We start from the raw sequence: 24438 nt of genomic DNA, 5'->3' as shown, positions 1-24438 counted from the left end.
TCTGAATTTATGCCGCCGTGATAACAATGCCGGCATCCGGGTTATTACCGCCGCTATTTGACGGTAATAACCGCGCTGACGCAACGAGATTATTTCGCTGTTTCAACCTCAAATCCTTCCGGTGCACGTTCCAGTGCCAGTTTAAGCACTTCTTCGATACATTTAACCGGATGGATTTTCAGATCCGCTATCACATTATCAGGGATCTCTTCCAGATCACGTTTGTTTTCATCGGGGATCAGTACGGTTTTAATACCACCACGATGAGCAGCCAGTAGCTTTTCTTTTAATCCGCCAATCGGCAGTACCTGACCACGCAACGTAATCTCACCGGTCATCGCGACATCAGCCCGCACAGGATTGCCGGTCAGCGCGGACACCAGCGCAGTACACATAGCAATACCGGCACTCGGACCATCCTTTGGTGTGGCGCCTTCCGGGACGTGCACGTGGATATCACGCTTTTCGTAGAAATCACTGTTAATCCCCAGCGTCTCTGCCCTGGCACGGACCACCGTCATTGCTGCCTGGATAGACTCCTGCATCACCTCACCCAGAGAACCGGTATAGGTCAGTTTACCTTTACCCGGGACACTGGCAGTTTCAATGGTCAGTAAATCACCACCGACTTCGGTCCATGCCAGACCGGTCACTTCGCCAATCCGGTTTTGCTCATCAGCACGGCCGTAATCAAAGCGCTGCACCCCGAGATAATCCTTCAGGTTGTCGCCATTAATCGCAATGTGTTTCTGCTGCTTATCCAGCAACAGGGCTTTCACTGCTTTACGGCACAGCTTTGACAGTTCACGTTCCAGGCTACGTACCCCGGCTTCACGGGTGTAGTAACGAATAATGCCCATCAGTGCACTGTCTTCAACCGTAATTTCTTTCGGTTTTAACGCATTACGTTCAATTTGCTTCGGCAGTAAATGACGACGGGCAATATTCAGCTTTTCATCTTCCGTATAACCGGAAAGACGGATCACTTCCATACGATCCAGTAACGGAGCCGGAATATTCATCGAGTTCGAGGTCGCCACGAACATAACGTCGGACAGGTCGTAATCGACTTCCAGGTAATGATCGTTAAATGCGATATTCTGCTCCGGGTCCAGCACTTCCAGTAGTGCAGAAGCCGGATCGCCGCGCATATCAGACGACATTTTGTCAATTTCATCCAGCAGGAACAGTGGGTTTTTCACCCCGACTTTGGCCATTTTCTGGATAAGTTTGCCCGGCATTGAACCGATATAGGTGCGACGATGTCCGCGGATTTCCGCTTCATCACGCACCCCGCCTAACGCCATACGTACGTATTTACGGCCGGTTGCTTTAGCAATTGACTGTCCAAGAGAGGTTTTACCGACCCCTGGTGGTCCGACCAGACACAGAATAGGACCTTTAATTTTATTGACCCGGCTCTGAACGGCTAAGTACTCAAGAATACGGTCTTTTACCCGGTCCAGACCATAATGGTCCGTATCCAGGGTTTCTTTGGCGCGGGTAAGATCTTTTTTAACCTTACTGCGACCGTTCCACGGCACCTGAACCATCCAGTCGATATAGCCACGGACGACTGTCGCTTCCGCCGACATAGGGGACATCATTTTCAGCTTCTGCAGCTCGGCTTCAGTTTTTTCCTTCGCCTCTTTCGGCATTTTCGCCGCTTCAATCTTCTGCTTCAGCGCTTCAAATTCGTCAGGTGCATCATCCATTTCGCCGAGTTCTTTCTGAATGGCTTTCATTTGCTCATTCAGATAGTACTCACGCTGGCTTTTTTCCATCTGTTTTTTGACACGGTTACGGATACGCTTTTCGACCTGTAACAGATCGATTTCCGATTCCATCATCGCCATCAAATATTCAAGACGTTCATTAATATCTGTCATTTCCAGAACTGACTGTTTATCAGCCAGTTTCAGGGGCATATGAGCAGCAATGGTATCAGCCAGACGGGCCGCATCATCAATATTGTTCAGCGACGTCAGGACTTCCGGCGGAATTTTTTTATTCAGTTTGATGTAACCTTCAAACTGATTCACCGCCGTGCGTACCAGCACTTCCTGCTCACGCTCTTCAATTTCTGCAGATTCCAGATAATCTGCACGGGCTGCAAAATGGTCACCGTTATCGGACAGGGTATCGATACGCGCACGCTGCAGGCCTTCCACCAGCACTTTGACGGTGCCATCGGGAAGTTTCAGCATCTGCAACACAGAGGCAACTGTACCGACGGAAAAAAGATCATTAACGCCGGGTTCATCGGTGGAAGCTTCTTTTTGTGCCACCAACAGGATCTTTTTATCGTTGTCCATTGCCGCTTCCAGACAGCGAATCGACTTTTCACGTCCGACAAACAACGGAATAACCATGTGCGGATAAACCACCACATCGCGTAACGGCAATACGGTGATTTCAATGCGTTCGGAACGCTCAGAATTCATAGAGCTCTCTCTTAGTTTAATTTCCGCCAGGTGATGGGCTCAGCTACCCTTTTACAGCGTCAGGGTGCTTCAGGCCCAAAGGTTATTGAGTATATGGGGATGATGACAAGACATTCAATGTCATAAATGCGAGAAAAAATAAAAGGGGAAAAGATTTTCCCCTTTATTAACTAACAGATGGCTATTTTGCTGATTTATTCGCCAGACGCCTGAGCTTCCTGCTTACCGTAAATCAGCATAGGTTCTGACTGCCCTTCGATAACACTGTCATCAATCACCACTTTTTCCACGCCTTCCATCGAAGGCAGGTCATACATGGTATCCAGCAGTGCGGCTTCAACAATTGAACGTAAGCCACGGGCACCGGTTTTACGGGCCATCGCTTTTTTGGCAATTGCGGTTAACGCCTCATCACGGAACTCAAGTTCAGCGCCTTCCAGGCTGAATAATGCCTGGTACTGCTTGGTCAAAGCATTTTTCGGCTCACGCAGAATCTGAATTAATGCCTCTTCACTTAATTCGTTCAGCGTCGCCACTACCGGCAGACGGCCAATAAATTCAGGGATTAAACCGAATTTAATCAGATCTTCCGGCTCTGCCTGAGACAGTAACTGACCTTCAGTCGCTTTCTGTGACTTGTCTTTTACCGTTGCACCAAAACCGATACCTGAGCCGGTTTCAACACGCTGAGCAATCACTTTGTCCAGTCCGGCAAAAGCACCACCACAGATAAACAGGATTTTAGAGGTATCTACCTGTAAAAACTCCTGCTGCGGATGCTTACGTCCGCCCTGCGGCGGAACAGCGGCCACAGTACCTTCAATCAGTTTCAGTAATGCCTGCTGAACCCCTTCACCGGACACATCACGGGTTATTGACGGGTTATCAGACTTACGCGAGATTTTGTCGATTTCATCAATATAGACGATACCGCGCTGGGCTTTTTCCACATCATAGTCGCATTTCTGCAACAATTTCTGGATGATGTTTTCCACATCCTCCCCCACATAACCCGCTTCGGTCAGGGTGGTGGCATCAGCCATAGTGAAAGGCACATCCAGTAACCGCGCCAGGGTTTCCGCCAGTAAGGTTTTACCGCTACCGGTCGGACCAATCAGCAGAATGTTACTTTTGCCCAGTTCAACACCGTTGCTGGTATCACCATTACGCAGGCGTTTGTAGTGGTTATACACCGCTACTGACAGCACTTTTTTGGCTTTTTCCTGGCCAATCACGTAATCGTCGAGATGAACGCGGATTTCACGTGGTGTAGGCAGTGCGCTACGTTCACGATGAGGCGCGACGTCTTTAATCTCTTCACGGATGATGTCATTGCATAAATCAACGCATTCATCACAGATATACACTGACGGTCCGGCAATCAGTTTACGCACTTCATGCTGGCTCTTGCCGCAAAAAGAGCAGTACAGCAACTTACCTGAACCGTCTTTGCGCTTTTCTGTCATCAGTTACCTCTTTAATTGTTTCGATAATCTGCAACACGACTTAACGTGCAGCAGACTGGCATCGTCAATACACTATTTACCCGGGTTTCAGCCTGCGGTTTAAGCAGTGTAGCAAACAGCCTTATTTACGCTGCGTCAGAATAGAATCGACCAGACCATACTCTACCGCTTCTGCTGCTGAGAGGAAACGGTCACGTTCAGTATCGCTTTCAATCTGTGCCAGCGACTGGCCTGTATGCTTCGCCATTAACTCATTCATCCGCTGTTTCACTTTCAGGATTTCGCGGGCATGAATTTCAATATCTGTTGCCTGGCCCTGGAAACCGCCCAGTGGCTGATGGATCATAACCCGTGAATTTGGCAGGCAGAAACGTTTACCTTCTGCCCCGGCCGTCAACAGGAATGACCCCATCGAACATGCCTGGCCCATACAAATGGTGCTGACATCAGGTTTGATAAACTGCATGGTGTCATAAATCGACATTCCGGCAGTGATCACGCCACCCGGCGAGTTAATATACAGATAAATATCTTTCTCAGGATTTTCGGCTTCTAAAAACAGCATCTGAGCGACAATCAGGTTGGCCATCTGGTCTTCAACCTGCCCTGTCAAAAAGATCACACGCTCTTTAAGTAAGCGGGAAAAAATGTCGTAAGAACGCTCTCCGCGTGAAGTCTGTTCAACCACCATTGGCACCAGCGCCATTTGTGATGCCATCATTTCACGTTCGCCACTGTATGACATAACCGTCTCCTGAATAAATTACATTGGTAATACTCTGTACCGATTTTACGTTAGGAAAGCTACGAATCCCCGAAGCCTGCCTCCTTCCGACAACGTCAGGACGGTTAATCAGTCAGTCTCATCTTACACTCCCCTGTATATGGGGGTAACTACCGATATTTCAAGCATAACAATCTTTTGATAATTCGCGAATATTACACCAGAGATTACCCGATAATCTGCCGGTTAATCTCTGAAATACCGACAAAAAGCACTGCGGGTTACGGAGTTTTAGCTATAAAAGTAAAAAAGCCCGTGACCAATCTGATCACGGGCTTCACCTGAGAACCGTTAAGTCAGACTTATGCAGTCTGGCCCTGGTTCATCAGGTCGTGGAAGTTAGCCGCTTTTTCGGTAACTTTTGCTTTTTCAAGCAATACGTCAACCGCCTGCTCTTCCAGTGCAACATTGCGCATGTTATTCATCAGCTCATTGTTTTTGCTGTAGAATTCGATCACTTCCTGAGGATCTTCATAAGCAGATGCCATTTCTTCGATCAGGCCTTTAACGCGGTCTTCGTCAGCTTTTAATTCACTGGTACGGATAACTTCACCCAGCAGTAAACCAACAACAACACGGCGTTTCGCTTGTTCTTCAAACAGTTCACGAGGTAATTCCAGTGCCTGTTTTTCATCACCGCCAAAACGCTGGGCTGCCTGACGACGCAGAACATCAATCTCGCTGTCGATCAGTGCCGCAGGCACCTCGATATCGTTAGCATTCACCAGACCATCAATCGCCTGAGTTTTGATGTTATTACGCACTGCGCCTTTCAGTTCGCGTTCCATGTTCTTACGAACTTCGGTACGCAGACCGGCAACAGAGCCATCAGCAACGCCAAAACGCTTGACGAACTCTTCGGTAAATTCAGGCAGTTCACGCTGTTCTACTTTTTTCAGAACAATCGCAAATTTAGCCTCTTTACCTTTCAGAGTTTCAGCGTGATATTCTTCAGGGAATTTCACGTCGATGGTGAATTCTTCACCGGCTTTATGACCAACCAGACCTTCTTCGAAGCCCGGGATCATACGGCCCTGGCCCATTGCCAGAACGAAGTCAGACGATTTACCGCCTTCAAACTCTTCCCCGTCAACTGAACCAGAGAAATCGATAGTGACGCGATCTTCAGCAGTCGCGGCAGCATCCGTTTCTTTCCAGTCAGCCTGCTGCTTGCGCAGGGTATCCAGCATGGTATCAACGTCTTCGTCTTTCACTTCTACCAGTGGTTTCTCAACCTCGATAGTGTCCAGACCTTTCAGTTCAACTTCCGGATACACTTCAAACTCTACAGAGTAAGTGAAGTCTTCACCCGGCTTGTATTCACCCGGTACATATTTAGGTGCGCCCGCCGGATTGATTTTTTCTTTGATGATCGCATCAACAAAGTTGCGTGACATCAGCTCGCCCAGTACATCCTGACGCACGGATGCACCGTAACGCTGTTCAATGATGTTCTTAGGCACTTTGCCTTTACGGAAACCATCGATACGGACTTTCTTAGATACTTCTACCAGTTCTTTCTTTACCGCAGTCTCAATGCTGTCAGCAGCGACTGTGATGGTAATGCGACGGCCAAGGCCCTGTGTGGTTTCAACTGAAACTTGCATCTTGTTACCTCAAAAAATCACGTGCTCGGTCAACTTCAGACATCACGCATTATAAAATACGCACTATCTAACAACCGGGACGGCTTCCGTGAAGAAAACTCCGATCCCTGTTACCAGAAGCGTCCCGAAGACATTCCGGAAAAATAGACGCAGCATTATAGCGACATCGGTTGAATGAGTCGAGAAGCCACACGCAGACGACACCTGTGATATTGCGGGTTTTTGCCTGTCAGTGGCTTTTTTTTCAAAAAAACGGCCTTTCGGCCGTATAAATACCTGCCGGATAGCCCGCCGTCAGGCCTGTAATCCGGCCCCGCGACAATCAGGGGAGGCCGGTACAGTATCCTGTAGCCCCTGCCATTCACTGGCAGTATAAGTATGTAATGCCAGTGCATGTACCGGACCGGCAAGTTCGTCAGCCAGAATCCCGTAGATAGCACGATGGCGGGCCAGAAAACGCAACCCTTCAAAGCGGTCGGACACTATCACGACTTTAAAGTGACTTTCGGCACCGGCCGGTACATTATGACGATAGCTTTCATCCTGCACTTCGAGATGCAGAGGCTGAAATTCATTACGTAACTTGTCTTCAATCTGTTCACGGATCATTTCTGACACTCCTGGCTGGCAAGCGCACTGCCCTTATGATCAATAGTAGTGTGTTTTCATTATCACTGCGCCAGAGCGCAAAAAAAACGTGCTATTTTATAACCAATTGCGCATGATAGCTTCGCGCGATCAGCGGACTATGGATGAGTCAGCAGCTGAAATCCAGAGACTTTTATAAGTCAGCCAGCGAATACCTGCTGGTGTCGCCAAAAAATTCCCTGACAGCAGCCCCTCCGGCTGACTGTTGTTATCATGTGATGAGAAAATTTGTATGTTAAGAAGAGCAGTCTTTCCTTTACTGGCGGTATTGGCCCTTGCCGGATGTGCCACCAGCAGCAACACCCTGGATGTTACCCCGACAATGACTCTGCCGCAGCAGGATCCGGCCCTGATGGGTGTGACTATCAGTATTAATGGTGCCGATCAACGTACCAGCCAGGCACTGGCTCAGGTGACCCGCGATAACCAGCTGGTCACCCTGACACCGTCACGTGATCTGCGCTTCCTGTTACAGGAAGTGCTTGAAAAGCAGATGACTGCCCGCGGTTATATGATCGGCCCTGACGGTGCTGTTGACTTGCAGATCGTGGTTAACAAACTGTACGCTAACGTCTCTCAGGGGAATCTGCGTTACAGTATTACCACCAGTGCGGACATTTCTATTACCGCCACCGCGAAAAATGGCAATAAACAGATAAAAACCTACCGCCAGACCTACAGTATTGAAGGTCCGTTCAGCGCAACTAACGACAAAATTACTCAGGCGGTTAACCAGACCCTGAGTGATGTGATTACTGATATGTCCCGCGACACCAGCATTAACCAGTTCATTAAACAAAACTCGCACTGAATGTTATGATGGCTGCATGAATTTTCTTCGTGCAGCCAGGATGCCATGCGTTCAGACTATTTAAAAATCTTCACTCAGCGCAACTTTGCCGTTCTGCTGTTACTCGGGTTTTCATCGGGCCTGCCTCTGGCCCTGACATCGGGTACACTTCAGGCCTGGATGACGGTTGAAAATATCGATTTAAAAACCATCGGTATTTTCTCTCTGGTTGGCCAGGCCTATGTATTTAAATTCCTCTGGTCCCCCTTTATGGATCGCTACTCCCCGCCGCTGCTCGGACGCCGCAGGGGATGGCTGTTACTTACCCAGTGTGCCCTGATTGTGGCTATCGCCTGCCTTGGCTTTCTTCAGCCGTCAGGACACCTGACGCTGCTGGCATTACTGGCAGTGATCGTCGCCTTTTGTTCGGCCTCGCAGGATATTGTGTTCGATGCCTGGAAAACCGATGTCCTGCCGGCCGAACAGCGCGGCAGCGGTGCAGCCATCACCGTGCTGGGTTACCGGCTGGCGATGCTGGTTTCCGGCGGGCTGGCTCTCTGGCTGGCAGATCGTTATCTGGGCTGGCATGCCACTTACTGGCTGATGGCTGCACTTATGCTGCCCGGCATTGCAGGCACATTACTTGCCAGGGAACCGGCCGGCCCGGCTGTCAGGCCACTGACCCTGCGCCAGGCCGTAGTCGCGCCGTTGCTGGATTTCTTTAGCCGTAATAATGCCTGGCTGATGATTACACTGATTATCCTGTATAAACTGGGTGATGCCTTTGCCGGAGCCCTGACCACCACCTTTCTGATCCGCGGTCTGGGATTTAATGCCGGCGACGTCGGGCTGGTGAATAAGACTCTCGGCTTACTGGCTACCATTGTCGGTGCCCTGTATGGCGGAGTGGTGATGCAAAAACTCAGCCTGTTTCGCGCACTAATGTGGTTCGGTATATTACAGACCCTGTCAAACCTGGCTTACTGGTTACTGACAATCACTGATGTGCATTTATGGAGTATGGCCAGCGCAGTATTTATCGAGAACCTGTGTGGTGGTATGGGGACGGCTGCTTTTGTGGCCCTGTTAATGGCCTTATGCAATAGCTCTTTTTCTGCCACCCAGTTTGCGCTGCTGTCTGCCCTGTCTGCTGTCGGCCGCGTTTATGTCGGCCCTGCTGCCGGCTGGCTGGTCGAACTCTGGGGCTGGCCCGGATTCTATGCCTTTACTGTCGCCGCAGGACTGCCGGGGTTACTGCTGCTACTGATAAGTCGCAATAATCTGATGCCGACAGTCGCCGGGCAGTTCGCCCCGCGACGCTGTTTTCCTCTCGCCTATCGCTGGGCATTCCGCCTCTTTGTTTCCGGTTGCCTAGTACTTTTGGTCTGGTTGTCTACACTTATATCTGGTGCTTCAGGCTGGCTTCCGGGTAACGTCCGCGATGTTCCCTTGTTTGAAGCTGGCATGGTGGTGATTAGCCTGGCAGTCATTCTCGGAGTCGTACTGGACTGCCTGAGTCTGAAAAAAGACATTTAATGATCAGCGATAATTAACGGTTTAGTTTTTTCTTTGTTCACACAAAACAGGATTGCTTATTAATTGTACATACCGGTGCTTTTATACGGTGCGATAAAAGCACCTATTGTTAAAATAAATAGGCAAAGTGTTAAATAATTGATAATTAATATCGATACTTATAGCAATAAAGAACATTAACTACGGGGTTATTGTCGTCTGGTTATATTAAGCCAATCCTTTGATGTCCTTGATCATTTCAATGCCCCCACCACATTTGTTAAATTCCTTGCAATATGTAGCCACAACTTACTGACATAAATTCAATATGGTTTACAGTTTATAAACCTTGCCGTAAAATGCCGCCACACTTAAACGACAATAAGCCCTTTGTCATTGAGGTCGTTAAATGAGACTCAGGAAATACAATAAAAGTTTGGGGATTTTGTCACTTATCACCGGTGCTATTTTGCTTAGTGGCTGTGATAGTGCATTGTTAAATCCTAAAGGTCAGATTGCACTGGAGCAACGCTCACTGATTTTGACAGCCTTTGGCTTAATGTTAGTGGTCGTCATCCCGGCAGTCTTAATGGCTATCGTATTTGCCTGGAAGTATCGGGCATCCAATACGAATGCTAAATATTCACCTAACTGGTCGCACTCTAATAAGATTGAAGCTGTCGTTTGGACAATTCCAATCCTCATCATCATCTTCCTTGGTGTGTTGACATGGAAATCAACCCACGCTCTCGAGCCAAGTAAACCCATTGCTTCCGATGTAAAACCTGTTGAAATTGACGTTATTGCCCTCGACTGGAAATGGTTGTTTATCTACCCTGAGCAAGGAATTGCAACGGTTAACCAGATTGCCTTCCCGGCAAATACACCGGTCAGTTTCAAAATCACCTCAAACTCGGTCATGAACTCCTTCTTTATTCCTACCCTTGGCAGCCAGATCTACGCTATGGCAGGTATGCAGACCCGACTGCACCTGATTGCGAATGAACCAGGTATTTTTGACGGTATTTCTTCTAACTTCAGTGGTCGCGGTTTCTCTGGCATGAAATTTAAAGCCATTGCGACCAAAGACGATGCGGAATTCCGGCAGTGGGTCGACAAAGTGAAAGCAGCACCTGCCACTCTGACCACTATGGATGACTTCAATAAACTGGCTGCACCAAGTGAAAACAACCCGGTGGAGTACTTCTCAACAGCTAATCCTGATCTGTTCAGGCAGGTCGTTGATAAGTTTATGACACATGACGGGAAAATGGACATGTCCTCCCATCAGGGCATGAACATGGATCACGCAGCTTCCGCCGGAGCAGGGGAATAACAGCATGTTAGGAAAATTAAGCTTAGCAGCGATACCACTGGACGTACCTATCGTCATGGTCACCTGCGCTGCGATTATCATTGGCGGTGTTGCTCTTCTGGCCGCCATCACTTACTTCGGTAAGTGGAAGTATCTGTGGTCTGAGTGGATTACCTCTGTGGACCATAAGAAACTCGGTATCATGTATATCATTCTGGCTTTCGTCATGCTGTTGCGTGGTTTTGCCGATGCTATCATGATGCGTAGCCAGCAGGTGCTGGCCTCTGCCGGGGAAGCAGGCTTTCTGCCGCCTCATCACTACGACCAAATCTTTACCGCCCACGGCGTGATTATGATTTTCTTCGTCGCGATGCCGTTCGTGGTCGGTCTGATGAACATCGCCGTTCCGTTACAGATTGGTGCACGTGACGTTGCCTTCCCGTTCCTCAATAACCTCAGCTTCTGGTTTACCGCTATCGGTGTGGTGCTGGTTAACCTGTCACTGGGTGTGGGTGAATTTGCTCAGACCGGCTGGCTGGCTTATCCGCCATTGTCAGGTGCAGAGTACAGTCCGGGGGTCGGGGTTGATTACTGGATATGGAGCCTGCAGCTGTCAGGGATTGGTACTACCCTGACCGGGATTAACTTCTTCGTCACTATTCTGAAGATGCGTGCCCCGGGTATGACAATGTTCAAAATGCCTATTTTCACCTGGGCTTCGTTATGTACTAACGTACTGATCATTGCAGCGTTCCCGGTATTAACCGTCACTCTGGCACTGCTGACCCTTGACCGCTATCTGGGCTTCCATTTCTTTACCAACGAAATGGGTGGCAACATGATGATGTACGTCAACCTGATCTGGGTCTGGGGCCATCCGGAAGTGTATATTCTGGTGCTGCCGGTGTTTGGTGTGTTCTCGGAAGTTACTGCGACCTTCGCCAAAAAACGCATGTTTGGTTACACCTCTATGGTGTGGGCAACCGTTGCGATTACCGTTCTGTCGTTTATCGTCTGGCTGCACCACTTCTTTACAATGGGTGCCGGGGCCAACGTTAACGCCTTCTTCGGTATTATGACGATGATTATCGCCATTCCTACCGGGGTTAAAATCTTTAACTGGTTGTTCACTATGTATCAGGGCCGCATTCAGATGACGGCACCGATGCTGTGGACCGTTGGCTTTATCGTCACCTTCTCGGTCGGTGGTATGACCGGGGTACTGTTAGCAGTTCCCGGTGCCGACTTCGTCCTGCATAACAGCCTGTTCCTGATTGCGCACTTCCATAACGTTATTATCGGTGGTGTGGTCTTCGGTTGTATGGCAGGTGTCAGTTACTGGTTCCCGAAAGCCTTTGGCTTCACTCTGAATGAAACCTGGGGTAAACGTGCCTTCTGGTTCTGGATTATCGGTTTCTTCGTTGCCTTTATGCCGCTGTATGCTCTGGGCTTTATGGGGATGACCCGCCGTCTGAGCCAGAATATTGATCCTCAGTTCCACCCGCTGCTGGTTGTTGCGGCCTGTGGTGCCGGTCTGATTGCTATCGGGATCCTTTGTCAGGTCATTATGTTCTGGGTATCGGTCCGTGACCGTGAACAAAACCGGGATCTGACCGGTGATGTATGGGGTGGCCGTACCCTGGACTGGGCATGCTCTTCTCCTCCGCCATTCTATAACTTTGCCGTGATTCCGGAGGTGCATGAACGTGATGCTTTCTGGGAAATGAAAGAACGCGGTGAAGCTTATAAAAAACCGGCCCATTATGAAGAAATTCATATGCCGAAAAACAGTGGTATTCCGGTCGTGATCGCCCTGTTTGCAACCATCTTCGGTTTTGCAATGATCTGGTGGATCTGGTGGCTGGCTGGCCTGTCTTTCCTGGCGATGATTGCATTGTGGATCGGCAAAAGTTTCGACGAAGACGTGGATTACTATGTCTCTGTTGAAGAAATTGAGCGGATCGAAAACCGGCACTTTGAAGAACTTAGCAAAGCGGGTGTGAAATAATGTCTTCTGAAACTCTCACTAAACACCACGACGCCCATGGGGACCATGGGCATCACGATGCAGGAGCCAATAAAGTTTTTGGTTTCTGGATCTACCTGATGAGTGACTGCATTATCTTTGCAACCTTGTTTGCGACGTATGCGGTCATGGTCCACAGCACGGCTGGCGGCCCTTCAGGTAAAGACTTTTTTGAACTGCCTTATGTACTGGGTGAAACAGCCTTACTGCTGTTGAGCTCTATTACTTATGGTTTTTCCGTGATTGGCATGAACCGCAACAGTAAAGGCGCCGTACTGGGCTGGCTGTTGCTGACGTTCCTGTTTGGTCTCGGATTTATCGGTATGGAAATTAACGAGTTCCATAACCTGATTGCAGAAGGCTGGGGCCCGCAGCGCAGTGGCTTCCTGTCAGCATTCTTTACCTTAGTCGGTACTCATGGTCTGCACGTGACCTGTGGTCTGATTTGGATGCTGGTCCTGATGTTCCAGGTAGGAACCCGTGGTCTGACGGCGACAAACCGTACCCGTATCATGTGCCTGAGCCTGTTCTGGCACTTCCTGGATGTGGTATGGATTTGTGTATTTACCATTGTCTATCTGATGGGGGCCATGTAATGAACCATTCAGTAACCGAACATGGCGCATCTCACGGGAGTGTGAAGTCATATGTTATCGGCTTCATTCTTTCTGTCATCCTGACGGCTATCCCCTTCTGGATGGTGATGGATGGCGGTGCTGCGAAGAACACTATTCTGGCAGTGGTCGTTATCTGTGCCGTGGTACAGATAGTGGTTCACCTGGTGTACTTCCTGCATCTGGACCGTAAGTCAGAAGGCGGATGGAACCTGGTAGCACTGGTCTTCTCAGCAGTCATCATTTTGATTGTTGTTGTTGGCTCACTGTGGATCATGTGGAACCTTAACTACAACATGATGCCCCACTAACAGAGTTAACCGTAATGATTAAGCAATACCTGCAAGTTACAAAACCAGGAATTATTTTCGGAAATTTAATTTCTGTGATAGGGGGTTTTCTGCTGGCCTCGAAAGGCAGCATTAATTACACCCTGTTTCTCATATCACTGGCCGGTGTATCACTGGTGGTTGCATCAGGTTGCGTGTTTAACAACGTGATTGACCGCGACATAGACCGAAAAATGGAGAGAACCAGGAACCGGGTGCTGGTAAAAGGGCTCATTTCCGCGAAAACCAGTCTGGTTTATGCAACCTTATTAGGTATTGCTGGCTTTGCGTTGCTGTACTTTGGCGCCAACCCACTGGCTATGTGGTTGTCAGTGGCTGGTTTCATTGTATACGTCGGCATCTACAGCCTGTATATGAAGCGTCACTCGGTGTACGGTACATTAATCGGCAGCCTGTCGGGGGCTGCGCCTCCGGTGATCGGTTATTGTGCCGTAAGTAATGAGTTTGATGCCGGTGCCCTTATTTTGCTCGCTATCTTTAGTTTATGGCAGATGCCCCACTCCTATGCGATTGCCATCTACCGTTTTAAAGATTATCAGGCGGCAAATATTCCGGTACTGCCGGTCGTGAAAGGTATCTCGGTGGCGAAAAATCATATCACCTTATATATTCTGGCGTTTATGATTGCGACCCTGATGCTGTCTCTCGGGGGGTATGCAGGCTATAAATATCTGGTAGTTGCCGCAGCAGTCAGCGTCTGGTGGCTGGGAATGGCCCTGACCGGCTATAAAAGCAGTAATGACGATCGTGTCTGGGCACGTAAGCTGTTTGTATTTTCGATTGTCGCTATCACAGCCCTTAGCGTTATGATGTCTGTCGATTTTATGACCCCGGCATCGAAAGATTTACTGACTTACGTGTGGTAACCCCCCTCGGACCCGAGGCAAAAAAGGCGCGAATCTCGCGCCTTTTTTCTTTTTTGTTACCTCTGGTTAAGAACTATTATTTTACCCGTCAGGCTTCGCCCCTTACTATAGCGTCAGGAAATGAAAAGAGGTTTTAATGAACGATAATAAAATGACGCCCCTCGAATTAAGAGCGACATGGGGCCTTGGCACGGTGTTTTCCCTTAGAATGCTTGGAATGTTTATGGTTCTGCCAGTGCTGACCACTTACGGGATGGCCCTGCAGGGAGCATCAGAAACACTTATAGGTCTGGCGATTGGTATCTATGGCTTAGCTCAGGCAGTCTTCCAGATCCCTTTCGGTTTGCTGTCAGACCGTATTGGCCGTAAGCCATTAATTGTCGGTGGTTTATTATTGTTTGTCCTCGGCAGTATAATTGCGGCCCTCAGCAGTTCAATCTGGGGCATCATCCTCGGCCGTGCCTTACAGGGTTCCGGAGCAATCGCCGCCGCGGTTATGGCCCTGTTATCAGATTTAACCCGCGAACAAAATCGTACCAAAGCGATGGCTTTTATCGGTATCAGCTTCGGCATCACCTTTGCTATTGCGATGGTCGTCGGCCCGGTAGTCACCCATTTACTGGGATTACATGCGCTGTTCTGGATGATAGCTATCCTTGCGGCAGCGGGTATCGTTATTACTTTACTGATAGTCCCTTCTGCCACCGGCCATATGCTTAACCGCGAGTCGGGGATGGTTAAAGGCAGTTTCAGAAAAGTCCTTGGCAGTTCGCGCCTGCTGAAACTGAACTTCGGTATCCTGTGCCTGCATATTCTGCTGATGTCGAGTTTTGTAGCACTGCCGGGACAATTCGAAAATGCCGGTCTGCCTCCGTCAGAGCACTGGAAAGTCTACCTGGCCACCATGCTGATTTCCTTTGTCGCCGTATTGCCTTTTATTATAATTGCCGAAGCAAAACGTAAGATGAAGGCGGTCTTTGTCAGCTGTGTTGCGCTACTGGTGATCGCCGAAATTATTCTGTGGGGCGCAGGCACCCACTTCTGGACCCTGGTTGTCGGAGTACAGGTCTTTTTCTTTGCCTTTAACCTGATGGAAGCCATTCTTCCCTCATTGATCAGTAAGGAATCACCGGCCGGCTATAAAGGCACGGCAATGGGCGTCTACTCCACCAGCCAGTTTATCGGGGTTGCGATTGGCGGTAGCCTCGGTGGCTGGATTTTTGGCCATATTGATGCTCAAACCGTATTCCTGGCAGGCACGTTGCTGGCCGTTGTCTGGCTGCTGGTCAGCCTGACCATGCAAGAGCCCCCCTACGTCAGTAGCCTGCGTCTGGTGTCCGGTAATTTACAACATGCCGCAGGACTGGAAAAAAAACTGGCGGCGGTGCCGGGAGTCTCTTCGGTGATGATGGTACCGGCAGAAAACAGCATTTATGTGAAAATTGACAGCAAAGTAACCAGCCGCGAGGCGCTGGAAACCCTGGTTGCAGACTATCAGCCGCAGCCCGCTTAATGCCCTGCCCTGTCAGCCGACAGGCAAAAAAAAGCGCGACGCCGGAAGGGTCGCGCTTTTTTTATGACTGCTATCGATTAATCGCGAAAGTTTTTAAACTGAAACGGCTGCCCCAGATTGCCGTTACGTACCAGATTCATTGCCCCTTGCAGATCATCACGTGATTTTCCCGTCACGCGCAGTGATTCGCCCTGAATCTGGGTCTGAACTTTCAGTTTACTGTCTTTGATCAGCTTGACGATTTTTTTCGCCACATCCGACTCAATACCTTTTTTCAGTTTGGCCTCTGTTGTCCAGCTTTTTCCGCTATGTTCTATCTCGTCCGGCACTTCCAGTGCAGCGCCTTCAATGCCGCGCTTCAGCAGTTTTTCACGCAGAATATCGACCAGTTGTTTTACCTGGAAATCAGACTCAGAACTGACCTTAATGGTTTCGTTCTTTTCATTTAATTCAACGCTGGCAATAACGTTACGAAAATCAAAACGGGTAGACAGTTCACGGCTGGCGTTTTCCACCGCATTACGCACTTCCTGAAGTTCTACTTCAGAAACAATATCGAAAGATGGCATCTTTACTTCTCCTGACTCTGGTTTGCCATGCATAATACGCAGATTGACGCGGTAAAAAAATGCCCCGCTTCAGAAAAGGGCATTCGCTGGCTAAAAAACGGTTTACCGCTGCTGACACCCTGGAGTAACCATGAATATAACCGTACTGGGCTGCGGTGCCTTAGGACAAATCTGGCTTTCCGCCCTGAGCCGTCAGGGGCATCAGGTACAAGGCTGGTTACGTGTGGCCCATCCCCATACCACCGTCCATATCACCAGCCCTGAAGGTGAAGTATACCGCCATATTTTTCCGGCCAATAACCCGGCCTTGTTAGCCGAAACAGAACTGCTGCTGGTCACCCTGAAAGCCGCACAGATTTCAAATGCGATTCAGCAGCTGCTGCCGCTGCTGCCGGCCCAGTGCACTATCGTGCTGATGCATAATGGTATGGGGGTTATTGACGAATTACCGGCACTCAGTCAGCCCGTATTACGGGCTATCACCACTCACTCGTCGTACCGGAGCCGCGGACAGGTTATTCATGTCTCCCACGGTATTACCCATATCGGCCCCGTGGCACGTAATGAAAGCCAGCTCAGCCCGTTAGCTGACCTGATGCATACTGCATTACCGGATGTCGCCTGGCACAATGATATTCTGCCTGCATGCTGGCAGAAACTGGCGATAAATTGCGTTATTAACCCGCTAACCATTAAATATAATTGCAGGAACGGCGGGCTGTTACAGCATCAGGACGAGATCCGCCAGCTCTGTGAAGAACTGGCGGCAGTGATGGCCAGAGCAAATCTGCACGCCGATGCACAGCAATTACAAAGTAACGTGATTCATGTAGCAGAACACAGCGCCGGAAATTACTCGTCGATGCTGCAGGATATCCAGGCAGGCCGCAGCACCGAAATTAACTATATCACCGGTTATCTGTTGCGTAAGGCCACGGAATTCGGCATTGCTCTCCCGGCGCACCGGACCTTATATCAACTTGTAAAATCTAAGGAGTCTGCCCATGGGCACGCCCAAATCAGTGCTGGTATGCCTGGCACATGGTAGTGAAGAAACAGAAGCCGTAACGGTTATCGATCTGCTGGTCAGGGCCGGGATTCAGGTCACCACAGCCAGTGTGGAAAGTGACGGCGAAACACTGATGATCTGTTCGCGGGGAGTCCGTCTGCAATGCGATACCACACTGGTGTCGGTCGCAGACCAGCCTTTCGACGCACTGGTTCTGCCGGGCGGCGATCGGGGTGCTGAAACTTTCAGTGACAGCCTGCTATTAATTGAAACCGTACGTCAGTTTCATGTGACCGGCAGAATCGTTGCCGCCATCTGTGCCGCCCCGGGCAAAGTACTGGCAGCCCACAACCTTTTCCCCGTCGGAAACATGACCGGTTTCCCCGGACTACAGTCATTAATCCCTTCGCAACAATGGATGGAGCGCCGGGTTGTCTGGGATCCACGGGTTAACCTGCTGACCAGCCAGGGGCCGGGCACCTCGATAGATTTTGCGCTGAAATTAATTGATTTGCTGGCGGGACATGACACCGCCAGGGCGGTTGCTGAGCCACTGGTATTGGCCCCCGGTATCTATAATTATCAGGAAACCGGCAGCTAATAAAAAGCCCGCGGCAGTGAACTGGCGCGGGCTTTTTTAGCACAACATACGGTTAAGGACGATAAACTTTCACATTGGTGTAGCCTTGCTCGTGCAGGTACAAGGCCTGCAAACGGCTCATCACTCCGCGTTCACAATACAATAACCAGGTCCGGCTCTGGTCAAGTCCGGCGAACTGACTGCTCAGCTTATAGAACGGCAGTGACTGAATATCAACATTTCCGACATGCAGAGGCCGGTCCTCCTGCTCATCGATGGAACGGATATCCAGAATACTGTCATTCCCGGCAAAGGATGCTACTGTCTCGACCTCAGCCACTTCATCGGCGGTCTGCTCTGCAATTTCCCGGATATCGAGGTTGCTGGCTTCCTGCACCACCTTATCAAGGATACTGAAGTCAAACTTCTCCTCTTCGGCAAGAATTTTGCTCTTGATGGCTTTGACCGTCGGGCTTTTGGAAATCACACCGCAGTATTCCGGCATAGTGCGGGCAAAGTCTTCAGTACCGATCTCTCGGGACAGATTGATAATATGTTCTTTGTCATGGGAAATCAGTGGCCGCAGGATCAGCGTATCACTGGCATTATCGATCAGACGTAAATTAGTCAGGGTCTGGCTGGAGACCTGGCCAATGGCTTCACCGGTCACCAGCGCCTGGACACCATAGCGCTCTGCCACCATAGAGGCCGCACGTACCATCATCCGCTTCAGTACCACCCCCATCTGACCGTCATCAACGTTTTCGAGGATTTCACCGACTACCGGCTCAAAATCGATCGCCACAAAGCGCACACGGTGCGAGCGCCCAAAACGGTTCCACAGATAGTGTGCGACCTGACGTACGCCAATCTCGTGGGCTGCTCCGCCGAGGTTAAAGAAGCAGTAATGTACACGGCAGCCACGGCGCATCAGCATATAGCTGGAAACCCCGGAATCAAACCCGCCGGAAATCAGGGATAATACGTCTTCCTGGGTACCGATAGGGAAGCCACCGATACCTTCATAACGCTCAGTAATCAGTAACAGACGGTCATCTTCAATTTCCAGATGAACGGTCACCTGCGGATGGGTCAGTTTCACGGAAGCAGAGGCAATATTCTGGTTCAGACCGCCACCGACATAACGTTCCACGTCCTGGGAACTGAAATCGTGTTTACCGCGACGCTTTACGCGCACACAGAATGTTTTCCCTTGCAGGCTGTCACCGTATAAAGCGAGAGTCTGCTCAAAGATATTATGGACATCCGTATAGGTCTGTTCTTCAACCGCCAGAATATGATGGATTCCGGGGATACGGGTCAGTTCTTCGGCGATAACCGGTTTCAGATCTTCCCGCTTAGAGCGGACAACAATATGGTCCCAGTGACGAACGATTTTAATTTCTTCGTCGATGGTTTTCAGGATATTGCGAATATTTCCGTTAAGAATTTTAATAAAACGCAGTCGTACGGACTGACTCTTAATCGTAATTTCCGGAAACAGTTTTATGATAAACTTCATGGCGGCACAGGCTTATTCTGGGAAATAAGTGTTAATAAATACACACTTAACTGTTAAAATCAGGGTACTGCGGGCGGCAATTTCTTGCCCCGCGTCCAGGATGCACAAGTATATCACCTTTGTTAAGAGTCTGCTTCTGCTACCTCCGTCACATTGATCATTTTGCTAATCGTTCATGGTCAGCTACCATAAGCGACCACAAATGATTAAATAACTCATTGAGCCGGTACTGACTATGCCAAAAAAAACCGAACCCTCTGTCAGCTTTGAAAGCGCTTTACAGGAACTGGAAACTATCGTCCGGCGTCTGGAGACGGGGGAATTACCGTTAGAAGAAGCCCTGAATGAATTCGAAAAAGGGGTTAAACTGGCAAAAACCGGTCAGCAAACGTTACAAAAAGCCGAGCAACGGGTACAAATCCTGCTCAAACCGGATAATGACGCTGAGTTAACTGCTTTTAGCCCGGAAAAGAATTAATGGATTTTTCGACCTTACTCACCACCTGCCGTCAGCGGGTAGATAATGCATTAACAATACTACTGCGTGACCTGCCTTTTCAGAGTTCTCCTCTGGCAGAGGCAATGCAATACGGCGTATTGTTAGGCGGCAAACGGATGCGTCCGTTTCTGGTCTATGCCACCGGCGAAATGCTGGGAACACCGCCACAGGCGCTGGATATTCCGGCGGCGGCCATTGAATGTATTCATGCCTATTCATTGATCCATGATGACTTACCGGCAATGGATGACGATGCATTGCGCCGGGGTAAACCCACCTGCCATATCGCATTCGGTGAAGATACAGCAATACTCGCCGGTGATGCCCTGCAAACTGTCGCCTTTACGGCACTGGCTGACAAGCCAATGCCGGGTGTTTCAGACCAGTCACGGCTGGCAATGATTTCTGAACTGGCTGCCGCCAGTGGTGCCGGCGGGATGTGTGGTGGTCAGGCACTGGATTTGGCCGCCGAAGGTCAGTCCGTTTCTTTAGAGGCGCTGGAAACTATCCACCGCCATAAAACCGGCGCATTGATCCGCGCCGCCGTCCGGCTCGGGGCTTTATCTGCCGGTGAACGCGGCAGAGCCCTGCTGCCGGACCTCGACTGTTACGCCAATGCCATCGGCCTTGCCTTTCAGGTGCAGGATGACATTCTGGATGTTGTCGGCGATACAGACGTTATCGGTAAACGCCAGGGCGCTGATCTGGCGCTGGGAAAAAGCACGTATCCGGCATTACTGGGGCTGGACGGTGCGCGGGCGAAAGCCCGGCTTTTACACCAGGAAGCCATAGAAGCGTTGGATCGACTCGCCGCACAATCTTTAGATACGGCATTATTAAGGGCCCTGGCGGGTTATATAATTGAACGTGATAAATAACATCTATAATGAGTCACTGATGAGTTTTGATACCACCCAATACCCGACACTGGCGCTGGCAGGCACAGTGCAGGAATTACGTCTATTGCCAAAAGAGAAACTCCCGGCCCTGTGCAATGAGTTACGCCAGTACCTGCTTGACAGTGTCAGCCAGTCCAGCGGACATTTTGCCTCAGGCCTGGGGGTCGTGGAACTGACGGTGGCTTTGCATTATGTCTATAACACCCCTTTTGATCACCTGATCTGGGACGTAGGGCATCAGGCATATCCGCATAAAATTCTGACCGGTCGCCGTGACCGCATCGGGACTATCCGTAAGAAAAATGGCCTGCATCCGTTTCCGTGGCGTGAAGAAAGTGAGCATGACGTGCTGAGTGTCGGACACTCTTCCACCTCCATCAGTGCCGGGCTGGGAATGGCGGTTGCCGCAGAAAAAGAAGCCGCCGGGCGCCGTACTGTCTGTGTGATTGGCGATGGAGCCCTGACCGCCGGAATGGCGTTTGAGGCCATGAACCATGCGGGTGATATCAAGCCTGATATGTTAGTTGTGTTGAACGATAACGACATGTCTATCTCAGAAAATGTCGGCGCACTGAATAACCGTGTCGCACAGATCCTGTCCGGTAAAACTTATTCATGGTTGCGTGAAAGCGGGAAACGGGTACTGACCGGCCTGCCCCCGATTAAAGAACTGGTAAAACGCACCGAAGAGCACCTGAAAGGGATGGTTTCTCCGGGGACGTTATTTGAAGAACTGGGCTTTAACTATATTGGTCCGGTGGACGGGCACGATGTCACAGGACTGGTTAGCGCATTAACCAATATGCGCAGCCTGAAAGGACCACAGTTCCTGCATATCATTACTAAAAAAGGCAAAGGCTACGCCCCGGCAGAAGAAGATCCTATTGCATGGCATGCTGTGCCTAAATTTGACCCGGCGAGGGGGGAGTTACCCAAGAGCAAGGGTGGCACGCCAACCTACTCGCAGGTTTTCGGTGACTGGTTATGCGAAACTGCGGCGACAGACAGTAAGCTGATGGCTGTGACTCCGGCGATGCGTGAAGGGTCCGGAATGGTACGTTTTTCACGGGAATATCCGCGGCAATATTTTGATGTTGCGATTGCTGAACAACATGCGGTGACCTTTGCTGCCGGTCTGGCTGTGGGTGGATATAAGCCGGTAGTCGCTATCTACTCAACTTTCCTGCAACGTGCTTATGACCAGTTGATCCATGATGTGGTGATCCAGAAACTGCCGGTGTTGTTTGCTATCGATCGTGGCGGCATTGTCGGTGCTGACGGTCAGACTCACCAGGGCGCATTTGATATTGCTTTCCTGCGTTGTATCCCCGGGCTTTTGATCATGACACCCAGTGATGAGAATGAATGCCGGGATATGCTGCATACGGGCTACCACTATCAGCAGGGGCCGGCCGCGGTCCGTTATCCGCGGGGGACTGGTCGTGGGCTGGATAGCCGTGCTGCCGAATTACTGCCGCTGGGTAAAGGGGTGATTAAACGCCAGGGCGAGAAACTGGCTATTCTTAACTTCGGTACCCTGTTACCGGAAGCAGAAGCCGCAGCAGAGGCCCTGAATGCCACCCTGGTGGATATGCGTTTTGTGAAACCGCTGGATAATGCTCTGATCCTGCAAATCGCCGGACAGCATGAAAGTATTGTGACGCTGGAAGAAGGTGCAATCAGTGGCGGCGCTGGCAGTGGAGTGAATGAAGTATTGATGGCTGCCCGGCGTATGATACCGGTTTTAAATCTGGGTCTGCCGGATAAATTTATTCCTCAGGGAACTCAGGAAGAAATCCGTCAGGATCTGGGCCTGGATGCCGAAGGCATTCAGTCAGCAATTACTGAGTGGCTGAACCAGTAACCGCCTGATGGCGGACAGGGCTGACTGCCCTGTCCGTACAGTTTCCGGTACACAAGAGGACAGCGTCAGACCGGTAACAGCGTCGGAAAATAACGGGCCACGACAAACAGCAGCGCAGCAGAGAGTATCCCCGCCACAATATCATCAATCATAATCCCCATCCCGCCACCGACATTTCGGTCAAACCAGCGAATAGGCCAGGGTTTCCACATATCCAGCACCCGGAAAACGACAAAGCCAGCCGCCACCCATTGCCAGTGATGATTAGGGATCGCCATCAGGGTGATCCACATCCCGATAAACTCATCCCAGACAATACTGCCATGATCATGGACCCCCATATCCTTCGCGGTACGGTGACACAGGTAAACACCCACACAAATCCCGAACAGGACCACCAGATAATAAATATCCTGAGGCAGCAGGATCAGCAAATACCAGAATGGCAGGGCTGCCAGTGACCCCGCAGTACCTGGCATGACCGGACTCAGTCCGCTGCCAAAACCGGTAGCCAGCAAGTGCCAGGGATTACTCAGATGAATACGTGAAAGTATTTGTCGTCTATTTTCTGCCAAAATGATCATATCCTTTCAGGTCAGCTTTAACCGGCTTGCCCTGTTCCAGCAATACCAGCCCGTCCGCTTCAGGGGCTATCTGCCCGATACAATGATACCCCGTCCCCAGATGGTCAAGGGCGACGGCCAGTGCACCGCGGTTAACTTCCGGCACGGTGAAGCATAGCTCATAATCTTCTCCGCCATTCAGTGCCCAGCGCAAGGCCTGCGGTTTATCAAAACCGTCCAGCAGCGCCGATGAAAGCGGAATAGCATCAATATTCAGCCTGGCACCGACGCGGCTGGCTCTGAGAATATGACCGAGGTCAGATAACAGGCCGTCAGAAATGTCGACTGCTGATGTTGCCAGGTCACGCAAGGCCTGGCCCTGAAGGATGCGCGGCACCGGGCGCAGATGGCGTTTGATCAGGGCTTCATGGATAGCAGGATCGGCTATTTTATGATGGTGTTGTAACAGGGACAGTCCGGCAGCACTGTCTCCCAGGGTTCCGGTAACAAAAATCCAGTCGCCGGGTTTAGCACCTGAGCGTTTCAGTGCCCGTCCTGTCGGTACCAGCCCATGGATCCCCAGCGTCATGCTCAGCGGACCTCGGGTGGTATCCCCGCCAATCAGCTGCATATCGTAGTAATCCAGCAGCTCAAATAAGCTGTCACTGAAGGCCTGCAGCCAGTCTTCATCCGCGGATGGCAGGGTCAGTGCCAGAGTCAGCCACGCCGGGTCAGCCCCCATCGCCGCCAGATCACTCAGATTAACAGCCAGCGCTTTGTAACCCAGATCTGACGGATGAATATCCCGTAAAAAATGTATACCTTCCACCAGAGTATCAGTACTGATAGCAAGTACCTTTTTTTCAGGGACTGCCAGCAAAGCACAGTCATCACCGATGCCTTTAACCACATCGCGACGGGAACTGGTGACACGATTAAAATAACGAGCAATGAGCTCAAATTCGCCACAGGACATAAGCGGGTTCACTCAGCAG

Annotated in this window: 22 protein-coding genes; 13 read left to right on the top strand and 9 right to left on the bottom strand. The window is 50.2% G+C overall.

The window, feature by feature from the left end:
* Window positions 1–89 precede the first annotated feature (89 nt).
* The 5 genes from lon to bolA all read right to left on the bottom strand — a co-directional run bounded on the left by lon (window position 90) and on the right by bolA (window position 6910).
* Window positions 90–2444, bottom strand: a complete 2355-nt coding sequence (gene lon, locus JK211_RS06895) for an endopeptidase La (protein WP_212707942.1) — start codon at window positions 2442–2444, stop codon at window positions 90–92.
* A 194-nt stretch (window positions 2445–2638) separates the two neighbouring features.
* A complete protein-coding gene (gene clpX, locus JK211_RS06890; RefSeq protein ID WP_212707941.1) occupies window positions 2639–3910 on the bottom strand; it encodes an ATP-dependent protease ATP-binding subunit ClpX in 1272 nt (423 codons plus the stop codon).
* A 121-nt stretch (window positions 3911–4031) separates the two neighbouring features.
* Window positions 4032–4655 carry an ATP-dependent Clp endopeptidase proteolytic subunit ClpP gene (clpP, locus tag JK211_RS06885; protein WP_212707940.1) on the bottom strand — a complete coding sequence of 208 codons (624 nt, stop codon included), beginning with the start codon at window positions 4653–4655 and terminating at the stop codon, window positions 4032–4034.
* 341 nt (window positions 4656–4996) lie between these two features.
* Complete coding sequence (tig, locus tag JK211_RS06880) at window positions 4997–6301, bottom strand: trigger factor (protein ID WP_212707939.1); 1305 nt, start codon at window positions 6299–6301, stop codon at window positions 4997–4999.
* A gap of 294 nt (window positions 6302–6595) precedes the next feature.
* Window positions 6596–6910, bottom strand: a complete 315-nt coding sequence (gene bolA / locus JK211_RS06875) for a transcriptional regulator BolA (RefSeq protein ID WP_212707938.1) — start codon at window positions 6908–6910, stop codon at window positions 6596–6598.
* Window positions 6911–7181: 271 nt separating this feature from the next.
* Here bolA and JK211_RS06870 point away from each other — a divergent pair, with 271 nt between their 5' ends.
* The 8 genes from JK211_RS06870 (at window position 7182) to JK211_RS06835 (ending at window position 15938) form a co-directional block, all read left to right on the top strand.
* Complete coding sequence (locus tag JK211_RS06870) at window positions 7182–7760, top strand: lipoprotein (protein WP_212707937.1); 579 nt, start codon at window positions 7182–7184, stop codon at window positions 7758–7760.
* Window positions 7761–7805: 45 nt separating this feature from the next.
* Window positions 7806–9275, top strand: coding sequence for a muropeptide MFS transporter AmpG (gene ampG / locus JK211_RS06865; protein WP_212707936.1), 1470 nt, complete (start codon window positions 7806–7808; stop codon window positions 9273–9275).
* Between the two features lie 388 nt (window positions 9276–9663).
* Window positions 9664–10590: a cytochrome o ubiquinol oxidase subunit II gene (gene cyoA, locus JK211_RS06860; RefSeq protein ID WP_212707935.1), complete on the top strand. Its 927-nt coding sequence runs from the start codon at window positions 9664–9666 to the stop codon at window positions 10588–10590.
* A 4-nt stretch (window positions 10591–10594) separates the two neighbouring features.
* Window positions 10595–12577 (top strand): cytochrome o ubiquinol oxidase subunit I, encoded by a 1983-nt coding sequence (cyoB, locus tag JK211_RS06855; RefSeq protein ID WP_212707934.1) that lies wholly within the window; start codon window positions 10595–10597, stop codon window positions 12575–12577.
* The gene (locus JK211_RS06850; protein WP_212707933.1) at window positions 12577–13191 is read left to right on the top strand and encodes a cytochrome o ubiquinol oxidase subunit III; all 615 of its coding nucleotides are present in this window, start codon (window positions 12577–12579) and stop codon (window positions 13189–13191) included. Before cyoB ends, JK211_RS06850 begins: the two co-directional genes overlap by 1 nt.
* Window positions 13191–13520, top strand: a complete 330-nt coding sequence (locus JK211_RS06845; protein WP_212707932.1) for a cytochrome o ubiquinol oxidase subunit IV — start codon at window positions 13191–13193, stop codon at window positions 13518–13520. The genes JK211_RS06850 and JK211_RS06845 overlap by 1 nt, the downstream gene beginning before the upstream one ends.
* 14 nt (window positions 13521–13534) lie before the next feature.
* Window positions 13535–14425, top strand: coding sequence for a heme o synthase (gene cyoE, locus JK211_RS06840; protein ID WP_212707931.1), 891 nt, complete (start codon window positions 13535–13537; stop codon window positions 14423–14425).
* Window positions 14426–14561: 136 nt separating this feature from the next.
* A complete protein-coding gene (locus JK211_RS06835) occupies window positions 14562–15938 on the top strand; it encodes an MFS transporter (protein ID WP_212707930.1) in 1377 nt (458 codons plus the stop codon).
* 77 nt (window positions 15939–16015) lie between these two features.
* On the opposite strand, the gene JK211_RS06830 is transcribed toward JK211_RS06835, so the two are convergent.
* Entirely contained in the window at window positions 16016–16507 is a 492-nt protein-coding gene (locus tag JK211_RS06830) for a YajQ family cyclic di-GMP-binding protein (RefSeq protein WP_212707929.1), read from the bottom strand.
* A gap of 130 nt (window positions 16508–16637) precedes the next feature.
* Between JK211_RS06830 and panE the strand changes: the two genes are divergently transcribed.
* Window positions 16638–17555, top strand: coding sequence for a 2-dehydropantoate 2-reductase (gene panE / locus JK211_RS06825; RefSeq protein WP_212707928.1), 918 nt, complete (start codon window positions 16638–16640; stop codon window positions 17553–17555).
* Window positions 17512–18117 carry a protein deglycase YajL gene (gene yajL / locus JK211_RS06820; RefSeq protein ID WP_212707927.1) on the top strand — a complete coding sequence of 202 codons (606 nt, stop codon included), beginning with the start codon at window positions 17512–17514 and terminating at the stop codon, window positions 18115–18117. Before panE ends, yajL begins: the two co-directional genes overlap by 44 nt.
* 52 nt (window positions 18118–18169) lie before the next feature.
* Here yajL and thiI read toward each other — a convergent pair whose 3' ends face one another.
* The gene (gene thiI, locus JK211_RS06815) at window positions 18170–19618 is read right to left on the bottom strand and encodes a tRNA uracil 4-sulfurtransferase ThiI (protein WP_212707926.1); all 1449 of its coding nucleotides are present in this window, start codon (window positions 19616–19618) and stop codon (window positions 18170–18172) included.
* A gap of 235 nt (window positions 19619–19853) precedes the next feature.
* Between thiI and xseB the strand changes: the two genes are divergently transcribed.
* From xseB to dxs, 3 genes are read left to right on the top strand one after another with little or no spacing between them, the layout of a single operon-like run.
* Window positions 19854–20096 carry an exodeoxyribonuclease VII small subunit gene (xseB, locus tag JK211_RS06810; RefSeq protein WP_212707925.1) on the top strand — a complete coding sequence of 81 codons (243 nt, stop codon included), beginning with the start codon at window positions 19854–19856 and terminating at the stop codon, window positions 20094–20096.
* Entirely contained in the window at window positions 20096–20995 is a 900-nt protein-coding gene (gene ispA / locus JK211_RS06805; RefSeq protein ID WP_212707924.1) for a (2E,6E)-farnesyl diphosphate synthase, read from the top strand. The genes xseB and ispA overlap by 1 nt, the downstream gene beginning before the upstream one ends.
* 19 nt (window positions 20996–21014) lie before the next feature.
* Complete coding sequence (gene dxs / locus JK211_RS06800; protein WP_212707923.1) at window positions 21015–22880, top strand: 1-deoxy-D-xylulose-5-phosphate synthase; 1866 nt, start codon at window positions 21015–21017, stop codon at window positions 22878–22880.
* A 65-nt stretch (window positions 22881–22945) separates the two neighbouring features.
* On the opposite strand, the gene pgpA is transcribed toward dxs, so the two are convergent.
* Together pgpA and thiL are read right to left on the bottom strand one after the other, a co-directional pair.
* Complete coding sequence (pgpA, locus tag JK211_RS06795; RefSeq protein ID WP_212707922.1) at window positions 22946–23464, bottom strand: phosphatidylglycerophosphatase A; 519 nt, start codon at window positions 23462–23464, stop codon at window positions 22946–22948.
* Window positions 23442–24419, bottom strand: coding sequence for a thiamine-phosphate kinase (gene thiL, locus JK211_RS06790; RefSeq protein WP_212707921.1), 978 nt, complete (start codon window positions 24417–24419; stop codon window positions 23442–23444). The genes pgpA and thiL overlap by 23 nt, the downstream gene beginning before the upstream one ends.
* Window positions 24420–24438: the final 19 nt, after the last annotated feature.

The sequence above is a fragment of the Tatumella sp. JGM130 genome (genome assembly GCF_018257525.1).
Lineage (GTDB): Bacteria > Pseudomonadota > Gammaproteobacteria > Enterobacterales > Enterobacteriaceae > Tatumella > Tatumella punctata.
The sequence above is the reverse complement of the archived record's forward strand: the minus strand, read 5'-3'. Positions and strand labels throughout refer to the sequence as shown.